The sequence below is a fragment of the Kibdelosporangium phytohabitans genome (assembly GCF_001302585.1).
In the GTDB taxonomy this organism is placed as follows: Bacteria; Actinomycetota; Actinomycetes; order Mycobacteriales; family Pseudonocardiaceae; genus Kibdelosporangium; species Kibdelosporangium phytohabitans.
The window spans coordinates 10374177-10387678 of the sequence record NZ_CP012752.1 but is presented as its reverse complement, the minus strand read 5'-3'; the positions used below and the strand labels follow the sequence as shown (position 1 = coordinate 10387678).

Sequence of the window (13502 nt, the reverse complement as noted above, 5' to 3'; positions counted from 1 at the left end):
AAGGAGTGCTCGGTGACCTTCTGGGGTCCGGACTTCGACGTCCTGGCCGAGGCCGACCCGGACATCGCCGACGTCCTCCTTGGCGAGATCGACCGGCTGCGCGGCGGCCTGCAGCTCATCGCCAGCGAGAACCTGGCGAGCCCGGCCGTGCTCGCGGCCACCGGGTCGGCGCTGTCCAACAAGTACGCCGAGGGCTATCCCGGCCGCCGCTACTACGGCGGCTGCGAGCAGGTCGACCGAGCCGAGAACCTCGCGGTCGAACGGGCGAAGGCGCTGTTCGGCGCCGAGCACGCGAACGTGCAGCCGCATTCCGGCGCCAGTGCCAACCTCGCCGTGTACGCCGCGTTCTGCGAGCCGGGTGACACCGTGCTGGCGATGTCGTTGCCGCACGGCGGGCATCTGACACACGGCTCGCGGGTGAACTTCTCGGGCCAGTGGTTCCGGCCGGTGTCGTACGGCGTGGCCAAGGACACCGAACTCATCGACTACGACCAGGTCAGGGACCTGGCTCTGACGCACCGCCCCAAGATGATCATCGCGGGGGCGACCGCGTACCCTAGGCTCATCGATTTCGCGGCGTTCCGGCGGATCGCCGACGAGGTCGACGCGGTGCTCGTCGTCGACGCGGCGCATTTCATCGGTCTGGTCGCCGGCAAGGTGATCCCGTCCCCGGTGCCGTACGCGGACGTCGTCACGTTCAGCACGCACAAAGTCCTGCGCGGCCCACGCGGCGGCATGATCCTCGGCAAAGGGGAACACGCCAAAGCGATCGACAAGGCTGTGTTCCCGGCGATTCAGGGTGGCCCGCTGATGCACGTGGTCGCGGCCAAGGCGGTCGCGCTCAAGGAAGCCTCGACCGCCGCGTACGCCTCGTACGCGGCGCAGGTCGTCGCGAACGCCGCCGCGCTGGCGAAAGGTCTTGAGGCAGAAGGGATGCGGCCGGTCTCCGGCGGCACGGACACGCACATGGCGCTGCTCGACCTCAACCAGCGCGCCACCGGCGCACAGGCGGAACAACGCTGCGACCGGGCCGGGATCACGCTGAACAAGAACGCGATTCCCTTCGACCCCAACCCGCCCATGGTCGCGTCCGGCATCAGGGTCGGGACGCCGTGCGTGACCACGCAGGGCATGGTCGAGTCCGACATGGCCGAGATCGCCGGGCTGATCGGGCGCGCGGTGCGCGCGGGCGGCGACGACGAACTCGCCGCGGTCGGCGCGGACGTCGAGCGAATGGTCGCCGACCGGCCGGCCTACCCACGGAGCTGAGCGTGTCGCCCGATATCCCACTCAACGGACTGCCGATCAGGGAGTACCTCCTGGTCGGCCTGATCAGCCTGACGCTGACCTTCCTGCTGACCGGCCCGGTCCGGCTGCTGGCGTTCAAGATCGGCGCGGTGGCCGTCCCGCGCACGCGTGACGTGCACACCAAGCCGATCCCGCGCCTCGGCGGGCTGGCGATGTACCTCGGCATCTGCGGCGGGATGCTGCTGGCGCACCAGCTCCCGTTGCTACGCAGGGCGTTCGAGTACTCGCTCGATCCGTGGGGCGTGCTCGTCGGCGGTGGCGTGATCATGCTGATCGGCATGCTCGACGACCGGTTCGAACTGGACGCGCTGACGAAGTTCGCCGGTCAGACCATGTCGGCGGGCATCATCGTCCTGTTCGGAATCCAGTGGGTGCTCGTGTGGGTCCCGTGGGGCGGCAACGACATCGGCCCGAGCGGCTCGCTGATCGTGCTCGACATGAACCAGGGCGGTCTGCTGACCGTGCTGCTCGCGCTCGTGCTGATCAACGCGATGAACTTCATCGACGGACTCGACGGCCTCGCCGCGGGCATCGGTGTGATCGCGTCGCTGGCGACGTGCACTTTTTCGTTCCAGTTGCTCTCCGACACGAACAACGATGTGATCAATTACGCACCCGCCCTGCTGTCGATCACACTCGCGGGCGCGTGCCTCGGCTTCCTGCCGCACAACTTCCAGCCGGCCCGGCTGTTCATGGGCGACTCCGGCTCGATGCTGATCGGGCTGACGCTGGCCGCGGCGAGCACGTCCGCGGCAGGCAAGAAGTTGCCGATCGAGCAGGGCCCGTCGAACACGATCGCGGTGCTGTCCCCGTTGATCGTCGTGGCCGCGGTGCTGTTCGTGCCGCTGCTCGACCTGCTGATGGCGGTCATCAGGCGAACGCGGCGCGGGCTGAGCCCGTTCCACGCCGACAAGATGCACCTGCACCACCGGCTGTTGCAGATCGGCCACTCGCAGCGCAGGGCCGTGCTGTTGATCTACTTGTGGGCCTCCGTGCTGGCGTTCGGCGCCGTCTCGCTGAGCCTGTTCGACGGGCTCGTGGTGGTCTGGGGGATGGCGATCGGCCTCCTGGTGGCGTTGCTCGTCTCGGCGGTACCTAGACTCCGGAACCGATGAGCGAGAACAGCGAGACCTTCGAGGTCCCCAAGCAGCCGGAATCCGCCAAGGAGATCGTGCACAAGCTGGCCACGGCCATGTTCAAGGGCGCGATCTGGTGGACGCTCGGCACGATCGCGGTCGCGGTCGTCGTCGCCGGGGTGCTGGTCGGCGCGAACGGGGTCTACGGCGCACTGGCAGGCGGCGCGGTCGCCTGCTTGTCGTCCGTCGCCACCCTCGTGCTGATGCGGCAGACCGCCGGGATCAGCACGAACATGCTGCTGATCGCCGTGCTGGGCGGGTTCGCCGTGAAGATGATCATCCTGCTCGTCGCGCTGACGGCGCTCGGCGGGATCGAGGCGCTGCACCGCAACTCGCTGGCGTTCACGCTGCTCGCGACCATCCTGGTGACCGCTACGGCCGAGGTGTTCGCCTTCCAGCGAACCAAGGTCCCTACAATCATCCCGGCGAGCAAGGACACGGATCCGGCGAACGACGCGGGTTAAGCAGTACACCCGTTCGGTTGGTTCTGACCGATTGATAGTGTTCGCCCGAAGGGGCACCGCCGCCCGGTATCACGCCGGGAGAGCCCCGCTTTCGAGTGCTTGCAGTACGTCAGGTACGTTACGTCCTGATCGTGACGATTCCCCCGGTGGTGTGACACACGGCCGGCCGGGAGAACCGGAAGGAGCCCCCGTTGGGCATGTCGTTGCTGGCGGAAGGCGGCGAGTTCAAGCCGCCCGGCGTCGGAGATTTCTTCCTGCCGCCGATCTTTGGCAGCGTCACCAAGCCGATGGTGCTGGTCGTGCTGTCGATCGTCATCATCATCGCGTTCTTCCTGCTCGCGTCGCGCAACATGAAGCTCGTCCCCGGCAAGTTCCAGTTCATGGCCGAGGGTGTCTACGACTTCAGTCGCAACAGCATCACCCGCGAGCAGATCGGCGCGAAGGACTTCAGGCCGTACGTGCCGCTGATCCTCGCGCTGTTCACGTTCACCCTGGTGAACAACATCTTCGGCATCATCCCGATCATTCAGTTCCCGACGTTCTCGCACATCGGGTTCCCGCTGGCGCTGTCGATCCTGGTGATCTACCCGGTCTACCACATCTCGGGCATCCGCAAGCACGGACTCGGCGGGTACCTGAAGAAGGAGCTGTTCCCCCCGGGCATCCCGAAGCCGATCTACTTCCTGCTGACGCCGATCGAGATCTTCACCAAGTTCTTCATGAACCCGATCACGTTGGCCATCCGGGTGTTCGCGGCCATGTTCGCCGGGCACCTGATCCTGCTGGTGTTCACCCTCGGTGGCGAGTACCTGCTGATCGAAGCGAGCAGCGCGTGGTTGAAGCCTGCCTCGATCTTCGCCTTCGCGTTCGCCATCGCGATGACGTTCCTCGAGGCGTTCATCCAGGTCATCCAGGCGTACATCTTCGCTCTGCTGGCCGCCGGGTACATCGGAACCGCACTGGCCGCTGAACACTGACCGGCCATCCGGTCGAGTGACAAGTTCCCGGGTCCGTGCCATCGCGGACCCGAACTCGAAAGGGAAAATCGAAGTGAGTGCAGCTCTCGTTCTTGCGCAGGCCGCCGAGCCGATCAACCTCAACAAGGGCCTCGCGATGATCGGTTACGGCCTGGGTGCCATCGGCCCGGGTATCGGTGTGGGTGTCATCTTCGCCGCCGTCATCAACGGCACCGCCCGTCAGCCCGAGGCTGAGGGCAAGCTGCGTGGCCTGGGCTTCCAGACGTTCATCCTGACCGAGGTGCTCGCCCTGATCGGTCTGGTTCTCTACTTCATCGCGTCTGGTGCCTGATCCAGCCCGACGACAGATCGTAGGGAGTTGTCGTGCTGACAAAGCTGACAGTGCTGGCGGCTGAGGAGCCGAGCCCGGTCATTCCGCACATTTCCGAGGTCATCCTCGGCCTGGTGGCGTTCCTGCTGCTGCTCGGCATCCTCTGGAAGTTCGTCGTCCCCCGCTTCGAGGCGCTCTACAAGGAGCGCACCGAGAAGATCGAGGGCGGCATCCAGAAGGCCGAGCAACTGCAGGCGCAGGCCGAAGAGAACCTGCAGAAGTACAAGGACCTGCTCGCCGACGCCAACGCAGCGGCCGCACGGATTCGCGACGACGCCCGCATCGAGGCAGAGCAGATCCGCGAGGAGCTGCGGGTCCAGGCACAGGAAGAGGCCACGCGGATCGTCGCGCAGGGTCGCAACCAGCTTGAGGCCCAGCGGGCCCAGATCGTCGCGGAGCTGCGTGCCGACCTCGGCCGCACCGCGGTCGAGCTGGCCAGCAAGATCGTCGGTGAGTCCCTTGAGGACGAGGCCCGTCGCCGCGGCACCGTCGACCGGTTCCTCGAGGAGCTGGACTCCGTTTCGGCTCCCGCGAAGAAATAGGGGACGGCCAAGATGACGCTGCTGCACGCCGCGAGCCGGGAAGCGCTCGCTTCGGCCGAGCTGAAGCTGCTCGACGCGACCGACTTCGAGACGCTCGGCGACGAGCTGTTCGCCGTGGTCGGCCTGCTCAGCCGGGAATCCGGTCTGCGCAGGGCACTCGCGGACGCCTCGGCCGAGACGCGCAGGCGCACCGAGCTGACTCGTCAGTTGTTCGCGGGCAAGCTCGCCGCGCCGACGGTCGAGCTGCTGGAGTCCGTGGTCTCCTCGCGCTGGTCCAACCCGCGCGAGCTGGTCGACGGCATCGAGTCGCTCGCCCGCACCGCGCTGCTGGTCGGTGCGGAGCGCGCCGGGAAGCTCGACACGATCGAGGACGAGCTGTTCCGGCTCGGCCGGATCGTCGCCGCCAACGGTGAGCTGGAGCGCTTGCTGTCCGACCCGGCCGCGCCGGTGGACGGCAAGCTCGAACTGCTCAGGTCGCTGGCCGCCCGCAAGGTCGAGCCGGCCACGGAGAAGCTGGCCGAGGCGCTGGTGGCGAACCCGCGCGGACGCCGGGCCGTCGAGGGCCTCGAGGAGCTGGCCGACCTGGCCGCGAAGCGCCGGGAGCGCTCGGTCGCGCACGTCACCTCCGTCGTGCCGCTGACCGAAGCACAGCAGGAGCGTCTCGCGGCGACTCTGCAGCGCGTCTACTCACGGCCGATCGCGCTGCACATCGAGGTCGACGAGGAGCTGATCGGCGGACTGGTGATCCGCGTCGGCGACGAAGTGATCGACGGCAGCGCGGCAGGACGTCTCGACGACCTGCGCCGCCGGCTGGCCGGCTGAACCCCCAAGCATTTTGAAGTAACGAAAGCGAGAGCGGGAAGACATGGCGGAGCTGACGATCTCGTCGGACGAGATCCGCAGTGCGATCGAGAACTACGTCTCCGGTTACACACCGGACGTGACGAAGGAAGAGGTCGGCACCGTCACCGCGACCGGTGACGGCGTGGCCTACGTCGAGGGTCTGCCCTCGGCGATGGCCAACGAGCTGGTCGAGTTCCCCGGCGGCGTGCTCGGTGTGGCGCAGAACCTGGACGTGCGCGAAATCGGTGTCACGATCCTCGGTAACTACGACACCATCGAGGAGGGCCAGGAGGTCAAGCGGACCGGCCGAATCCTCTCGGTACCGGTCGGCGACGGCTTCCTCGGTCGCGTCATCGACCCGCTCGGCGCGCCGCTCGACGGCCTCGGCGACATCGTCGCCGACGACCAGCGCGTGCTGGAGCTGCAGGCCGCCACGGTGGTCCAGCGCCAGCCGGTGAAGGAGCCGCTGGTCACCGGCATCAAGGCGATCGACGCCATGACGCCGATCGGCCGCGGCCAGCGTCAGCTGATCATCGGCGACCGCAAGACCGGCAAGACCACGGTCTGCGTCGACACGATCATCAACCAGAAGCAGGCCTGGGAGACCGGCGACCCGAAGCAGCAGGTGCGCTGCATCTACGTCGCCGTCGGTCAGAAGGGCTCCACGATCGCGGCGGTCAAGAAGACGCTCGAGGACAACGGCGCGATGGAGTACACCACCATCGTCGCGGCCCCGGCCTCCGACTCCGCCGGCTTCAAGTGGATCGCCCCGTACACCGGCTCGGCCCTCGGCCAGCACTGGATGTACGGCGGCAAGCACGTCCTGATCGTGTTCGACGACCTGACCAAGCAGGCCGAGGCCTACCGCGCGCTGTCGCTGCTGCTGCGCCGCCCGCCGGGCCGCGAGGCCTACCCGGGTGACGTCTTCTACTTGCACTCCCGTCTGCTGGAGCGCTGCGGGAAGCTGTCCGACGACCTCGGCGCCGGCTCGCTGACCGGCCTGCCGATCATCGAGACCAAGGCCGGTGACATCTCGGCCTACATCCCCACCAACGTCATCTCGATCACCGACGGCCAGTGCTTCCTGCAGGCCGACCTGTTCAACCAGGGCCAGCGCCCCGCCATCGCGGTGGGTGTGTCGGTGTCCCGAGTCGGTGGTGCCGCGCAGATCAAGGCGATGCGCAAGGTCTCCGGTTCGCTGCGTATCGACCTCTCGCAGCACACCGAGTTGGCCGCGTTCGCCGCGTTCGCCTCGGACCTCGACGCCACCTCGAAGGCACAGCTGGAGCGCGGTGACCGCCTCTACCAGGTGCTGCGCCAGGGCGCGTACTCGCCGGTCGCGATCGACGAGCAGGTCGTGTCGATCTTCGCCGGTACGCGTGGCTTCCTCGACTCGGTGCCGACCGACGACGTCCGCCGGTTCGAGCGCGAGCTGCTGGACAACATCCGGCGCAATCACGCGGGTATCCTGCAGGAGATCCGCGACACCAAGGACCTCTCCGACGAGCTGATCGACCGCCTCTCCGAGGCGATCAACAAGTTCAAGGAGCAGTTCACCGCGGCCGACGGTTCGTCGGTCGTCGACTCCCCGGCCGACGCGCTGGAGGCCGACAAGGTCGGGCAGGAGTCGGTGAAGGTGCACCGTCCCGCCCCGAAGAAGTGATCGGGTAACCCATGGCCGCACAGCTTCGCGAACTACGCCAACGGATCCGCTCGACCCAGGGCCTTGCCAAGATCTTCAAGGCCCAGGAGGTCATCGCCACCACGCGGATCAGCCGGGCGCAGGCACGAGTGGAGGCCTCCCGGCCGTACGCGCAGGAGATCACGAACGTGCTCTCCGCGCTGGCCGGGGCGGCGTCCAACTTGGATCACCCGTTGCTGACCGAGCGCGAGAACCCCAAGCGGGCGGGCGTGCTCATCGTGACGAGTGACCGTGGCCTGTGCGGCGGCTACAACGCCAACGTGCTGCGTGCCGCGGAGGAGCTCGTCTCGTTGCTCCGCTCCCAGGGCAAGCAGCCGGTGCTGTACCTGATCGGCCGCAAGGCGGTCTCGTTCTACACGTTCCGCAACCGCGAATACGTCGAGTCGTGGACCGGGTTCTCCGAGACACCGCGGTACGAGAACGCGCAGACCGCCGGTGAGCTGCTGGTCAAGGCCTTCATGTCCGGGGCCGACGACGACGGTGACAACCCGGGTGAAGACGGCGTGCTGGGTGTGGACGAGCTGCACATCGTCTACACGGAGTTCCGGACGATGCTCTCCCAGGTGCCGACCGTCAAGCGGATGGCTCCGCTCGAGGTCGAGTTCTCCGAGGAGAAGCCGGACAGCATCCCGCCGACCTACGAGTTCGAGCCGGGCGCGGACCAGCTGCTGGCCGCGCTGCTGCCGAAGTACATCAACACCAGGATCTTCTCCGCACTGCTCGACTCGGCCGCGTCGGAGTCCGCGGCTCGTCGTACCGCGATGAAGTCCGCGACGGACAACGCGAAGGACCTCGTTCTCACCCTCTCGCGTGAGGCGAACCAGGCGCGCCAGGCCCAGATCACCCAGGAGATCAGCGAGATCGTCGGTGGCGCCAACGCGCTCGCCGCCGCCGCAGGAAGTGATGACTAAGCGATGACTGCCATTCAAGAACCAACTGCCACCGGTCGTATCGTCCGCGTGACCGGCCCGGTCGTCGACGTCGAGTTTCCTCGCGACGCGGTGCCCGAGCTGTTCAACGCGCTCAAGGTCGACATCGAGTTCGAGCAGCTGCGCAAGACCGTGACCCTGGAGGTCGCCGCGCACCTGGGCGACAACCTGGTTCGCTGCATCTCCATGCAGCCGCAGGACGGCCTCGTGCGTGGCACCCCGGTGCGCGACACCGGTGAGGCCATCTCCGTGCCCGTCGGCGACATCGTCAAGGGCCACGTGTTCAACGCCCTCGGCGACTGCCTCGACGAGCCCGGCTACGCCAAGGACGCCGAGCGCTGGCGGATCCACCGCCGTCCGCCGGCCTTCGACCAGCTCGAGGGCCGCACCGACGTGCTGGAGACCGGCCTCAAGGTGATCGACCTGCTCACCCCGTACGTGCAGGGTGGCAAGATCGGCCTGTTCGGTGGTGCCGGTGTCGGCAAGACCGTGCTGATCAAGGAAATGATCACCCGTGTCGCCAAGAACTTCGGTGGCACCTCGGTGTTCGCCGGGGTCGGCGAGCGCACCCGGGAGGGCAACGACCTCATCCTGGAGCTGGGCGAGGACGGCACCATCAACGACACCGCCCTGGTGTTCGGCCAGATGGACGAGCCGCCCGGCACGCGTATGCGCGTGGCGCTCTCGGCGCTGACCATGGCGGAGTACTTCCGCGATGTGCAGAACCAGGACGTGCTGCTGTTCATCGACAACATCTTCCGGTTCACCCAGGCCGGTTCCGAGGTCTCGACCCTGCTGGGTCGCATGCCGTCGGCCGTGGGTTACCAGCCGACGCTGGCCGACGAGATGGGTGAGCTGCAGGAGCGCATCACCTCGACCCGTGGTCGTTCGATCACCTCGATGCAGGCGATCTACGTGCCCGCCGACGACTACACCGACCCGGCGCCGGCCACCACGTTCGCCCACCTGGACGCCACCACCGAGCTCTCCCGGTCGGTGTTCCAGAAGGGCATCTTCCCGGCGGTGGACCCGCTGGCCTCCTCCTCCACGATCCTCGACCCGAACATCGTGGGCGACGAGCACTACCGCGTGGCCCAGGAGGTCAAGCGGATCCTGCAGAAGTACAAGGAGCTGCAGGACATCATCGCCATCCTCGGGATGGACGAGCTGTCCGAAGAGGACAAACTGACGGTGAACCGGGCGCGTCGCATCGAGCGCTTCCTGTCGCAGAACATGCTGGTCGCCGAGGTCTTCACCGGTCAGCCGGGCTCGACCGTGCCGATCAAGGAGACCGTCGAGGCGTTCGACAAGATCGCCAAGGGCGAGTTCGACCAGGTGCCCGAGCAGGCCTTCCTCGGTATCGGTGGCCTCGAGGACCTGGAGAAGCGGACCAAGGAACTCACCGGCAAGTAAGTCGCCTCTCGTGAGTGGTTTGCCCCAATTCGAGAATGCGTAGGATCGAACAAACCGCTCACGACGACGCCAACCAGCTCGGCTGGGAAGCGTCGTCGTGAGCGGTTTGTTCGTTGTATAGCTGGGGCAAACCACTCACGAGGAGCGCAGCCTTAGTACTTTTGGCTGTTATGGCCGCCCATCTCCACAGCAAGAATGCGTGTGAACGCGTTCTGTTAGGAGGGGTGAGTTGGGCGGTTCCTCGTTACGGTCCAGACCTGCTCGGAGTCTGACCGCTTTGGCGATCGCCGGGATGGCGGTCGCGCTGATGCCGGTGCTGAGCACCACGGCACCTGCCGCACCGAGCAATCCGTGGACCAAAGCCGGCAACGGCACGGCATCACGATCAGCCAGGCAGGCTGACATCCGGACGGACAAGTTCGCCGGGTTCACCCTTGACCGGGCGCTCATGCAGGGCGAGCTGGGGAAGGCTTCGCGGGCGGCGGGCGCCGGGGCCAAGGAGGTGCTGCTGCCCACACCGGAAGGCACTTTCCAGCGGTTCACGCTGGAAGACGCGCCGGTGATGGAAGAGGGGCTCGCGGCGGCGCACCCGGAGATCAAGACCTACGCGGGCCGGGGCGTCGACGACCCGACAGCGTCGGTGCGCGCCGACCTCACGCCGCTGGGCTTCCACGCCTCGGTGCGGTCGGAGGCCGGTTCGTGGTTCGTGGATCCCTACCACCACCGGGATCAGGGCCTGTACGCCAGCTACTACGGCCACGACGTGCAGAACCCGAGCGGCCCGCTGCAGGAGAAGGGCATCCAGGGCGTCGCGAAGGAAGTCCAGGCGTCGATCGACAAGAACCCGCTGGTCAAGTTGCGGACCTACCGGCTGGCGCTGATCACGGACCCGTCGTACGCCACCTACTTCGGTGCGGCGAACGTGACCGCGGCGAAGGTCACGCTGATGAACCGGGTCGCGCAGATCTACGAGGACGAGACCGCGATCCGGCTGCTGCTGATCAACGACACGGACAAGACCAACCTGAACACCCCGGCGCTGGCGTCCGAGCCGAACGGGCCGTGTGGCGCGGCACCGTGCTTCACGCCGCAGGAGCTCGAAACCTGTGACATCCCGACGCTGTTCGCGACCGGGATCGCGCTCGGCCAGCTCGTCGGCGCGGACAAGTACGACATCGGCCACATCGGCCTCGGTGTGAACGGCGGCGGTATCGCCGGTCTCGGCGTCGTCGGCGGCCAGGAGAAGGCGGTCGGCTGCACCGGCCTGCCCACCCCGGTCGGCGACTTCTACGCCGTGGACTACGTGGCGCACGAGATGGGCCACCAGTTCGCGGGCAACCACACGTTCAACGGCACCGAGTGGAACTGTTCGACCGGCAACCGCGAACCCACCACTTCGGTCGAGCCGGGCAGTGGCTCGTCGATCATGGCGTACGCGGGCATCTGCCAGCAGGACAACCTGCAGCCGCACAGCGACCCGTACTGGTCGCACCAGAGCTACACCGAGATCACGTCGTACACCACGGCGGATCTGCCCCCGATCAACGAACAGCAGGACGTGTCGCTGCGCGGGTTCGACGGTTCCGACTCGTTCGTCCTGTCCTACAAGGGGAAGGTCTCCGAGCCGATCGTCCGCGGGGTGAACTACACGCCCGAGGCCGTCAAGGCGGCCGTCGAGTCGATCACGGGTGCGACCGTGTCCGTCGCCGGCTTCGGCAACCACCCCGACTACCGGCCGATCCCGTTCGGCGACACGGGTTTCCAGGTCGTCTTCGGTGGTTCGCTCGCCGCGGTGAACGTGGACTCGCTCGGCATCGACGTGACCGGCGGCTCCGGATTCGCCGGTGAGTCGATCAAGGGCGGCCCGGTCGACAACAAGGGCTTCAAGGTCCAGAACACCCGCAACCACGCGCCTGTGGTGAAGACCCCGGCGTCCTACACGATCCCGGTGCGCACGCCGTTCGAACTGACCGGCAGCGCGAAGGACCAGGACGGCGACGTCGTCACGTACATGTGGGAGCAGAACGACCGCGGCAAGGCCAACGGCACCGCGCTGGTGGACAACGTCAAGAAGGACGGCGCGCTGTTCCGCCAGTTCGGCACCGCGGCGATCGTGACCGACGCGGACGCGCTGAAGTACTACTCGCCGGGCCAGAACGCGGTGAACCGCAACCCGTCGCGGGTGTTCCCGGACATGGCGCAGATCCTGGCGAACAACACCAACGCCAGGACCGGCGCGTGCCCGCCGGCGCCGCCGAAACCGCCGTCGGGTGGCAAGACGAACGTGCCACCGGAGCTGGTCGAGTGCTACTCGGAGTTCCTGCCGACAGCCGACTGGACCGGTTTCAACGACGACCGGACCATGCACTTCCGGCTCACGGCACGGGACGCGCGGCACGGTGGTGGCGGTATCGGTTTCGCTGACACCGCCGTGAAGCTCGCGCCGAACGCGGGTCCGTTCCTGGTGACGTCGCAGGGTGCCGCCGCCGCGCTGGCCGGTGGTGCCAAGCAGACGATCACGTGGGACGTGGCCGGGACGAACACGGCCCCGGTCAACGCGAAGAACGTGAAGATCTCGCTGTCCACCGACGGCGGCAAGACCTTCCCGCACGTGATCGCCCGCAGCACGGCCAACGACGGCTCGGAGCAGGTGAAACTGCCGAACGTGCCGACGACCAAGGCGCGGATCAAGATCGAGGCGGTCGGGAACGTCTTCTTCGACGTCAGCGACGCCGACTTCACCATCAAGGCGGCTCCGACCGTGACCAGCCCGCAGAACATCGCTGTCCAGTACAGCGACGCGCTCGCGCCGGTCACGATCACCGCGGACGACCCGGACAGCGCCGGTGCGGCGTTGAACGCGACCGTCACCGGGCTGCCCGACGGCCTCGCGTTGGCGCAGGGAACCACCGCAGACAACAAGCGGACGTGGACGATTTCCGGTACGGCGAAAGCCAAGCCGGGCGAGTACCCGGTCACGTTCACGGTCACCGACGACACCGGTGGCGAAGGCGCCCTCACGGTGCCGGTCACGGTGAAACCGGAAGACGTCGAGGTGACGTACACCGGGGATTCGCTGGTGTACGGCGATTCCGCGTTGTTCCGGGCGACTGTGCGGGACAACACCGACGCCACACCCGGTGACATCAAGACGGCGAACGTGACGTTCTCCGCTGGTGGCAAGGTTCTGTGCACCGCCCCGGTCAGCCTGCTCGGGACTGGTGCCACCGACGGCTCGGGCGGCTGCATCGGCAAGCTGCCGCTGGGCGTCACGTCGGTGACCACCTCGGCGGGCGGGAACTACGCCGCCACGGCGGCAGCGTCCGTCGAGACCCAGGCGTCGCAGAAGCGGACTGTGCTCGCGGCCGGTGCGCTGACGGCGACCAAGTCGGCGGGCACGTACAAGGCCGACAACGGCACCTCGGTGAACCTCTCGGCGTTGATCGTGCACAACAACGCGAAGACCAACGGCCTGAGCACACTGCGGTTCTCCTCGGGCGGCAAGCAGTACATCGCGTTCGGCAACAACGTCGAGTCCTTCGGGGCGAAGACGTCGGGCTCGGTCGACCTGCGTGCCAAGGTCCTGCTCAGCGAGGTCACCGGCGGCCAGGCGACGTTCGTCGCGGCCAACGTCGAACTGCGGGTGACGCAGACCGGCCGCAATGTCGGGGTCACCCTGCTGCAGGGCGGGAAACTGCTGTTCTCGTCCGACTGGACGGGTGCGAAAACCAAGGAAATCCCGCTGACGACAGGCGGATTCCTGATCGCCTGACCATTTCATCGTGAGTGGTTCGGCCGGTTACAACCGGCCGAACCAC

The 13502-nt window shown here is 67.1% G+C and carries 11 protein-coding genes; all 11 read left to right on the top strand.

Annotation, left to right across the window (positions count from 1 at the left end; all coding sequences use genetic code 11):
• The first annotated feature begins 12 nt into the window (after nucleotides 1-12).
• A complete protein-coding gene (locus tag AOZ06_RS46420; protein ID WP_054295204.1) occupies nucleotides 13-1269 on the top strand; it encodes a serine hydroxymethyltransferase in 1257 nt (418 codons plus the stop codon).
• A 2-nt stretch (nucleotides 1270-1271) separates the two neighbouring features.
• Complete coding sequence (locus AOZ06_RS46415; protein WP_054295203.1) at nucleotides 1272-2423, top strand: glycosyltransferase family 4 protein; 1152 nt, start codon at nucleotides 1272-1274, stop codon at nucleotides 2421-2423.
• Nucleotides 2420-2908: a hypothetical protein gene (locus AOZ06_RS46410; protein ID WP_054295202.1), complete on the top strand. Its 489-nt coding sequence runs from the start codon at nucleotides 2420-2422 to the stop codon at nucleotides 2906-2908. Before AOZ06_RS46415 ends, AOZ06_RS46410 begins: the two co-directional genes overlap by 4 nt.
• A 191-nt stretch (nucleotides 2909-3099) precedes the next feature.
• The gene (gene atpB / locus AOZ06_RS46405) at nucleotides 3100-3885 is read left to right on the top strand and encodes a F0F1 ATP synthase subunit A (protein ID WP_157233615.1); all 786 of its coding nucleotides are present in this window, start codon (nucleotides 3100-3102) and stop codon (nucleotides 3883-3885) included.
• A gap of 136 nt (nucleotides 3886-4021) precedes the next feature.
• The gene (locus AOZ06_RS46400; RefSeq protein ID WP_054297425.1) at nucleotides 4022-4216 is read left to right on the top strand and encodes an ATP synthase subunit c family protein; all 195 of its coding nucleotides are present in this window, start codon (nucleotides 4022-4024) and stop codon (nucleotides 4214-4216) included.
• 32 nt (nucleotides 4217-4248) lie between these two features.
• Nucleotides 4249-4797, top strand: coding sequence for a F0F1 ATP synthase subunit B (locus AOZ06_RS46395; protein WP_236951955.1), 549 nt, complete (start codon nucleotides 4249-4251; stop codon nucleotides 4795-4797).
• A gap of 12 nt (nucleotides 4798-4809) precedes the next feature.
• Nucleotides 4810-5619 carry a F0F1 ATP synthase subunit delta gene (locus tag AOZ06_RS46390; RefSeq protein ID WP_054295200.1) on the top strand — a complete coding sequence of 270 codons (810 nt, stop codon included), beginning with the start codon at nucleotides 4810-4812 and terminating at the stop codon, nucleotides 5617-5619.
• A 43-nt stretch (nucleotides 5620-5662) separates the two neighbouring features.
• Entirely contained in the window at nucleotides 5663-7303 is a 1641-nt protein-coding gene (gene atpA / locus AOZ06_RS46385) for a F0F1 ATP synthase subunit alpha (RefSeq protein WP_054295199.1), read from the top strand.
• Between the two features lie 11 nt (nucleotides 7304-7314).
• Nucleotides 7315-8253, top strand: coding sequence for a F0F1 ATP synthase subunit gamma (locus tag AOZ06_RS46380; protein WP_054295198.1), 939 nt, complete (start codon nucleotides 7315-7317; stop codon nucleotides 8251-8253).
• A 3-nt stretch (nucleotides 8254-8256) separates the two neighbouring features.
• Nucleotides 8257-9684 carry a F0F1 ATP synthase subunit beta gene (atpD, locus tag AOZ06_RS46375; RefSeq protein WP_054295197.1) on the top strand — a complete coding sequence of 476 codons (1428 nt, stop codon included), beginning with the start codon at nucleotides 8257-8259 and terminating at the stop codon, nucleotides 9682-9684.
• 277 nt (nucleotides 9685-9961) lie between these two features.
• Nucleotides 9962-13456: a reprolysin-like metallopeptidase gene (locus tag AOZ06_RS46370; RefSeq protein WP_218921889.1), complete on the top strand. Its 3495-nt coding sequence runs from the start codon at nucleotides 9962-9964 to the stop codon at nucleotides 13454-13456.
• Nucleotides 13457-13502 lie beyond the last annotated feature (46 nt).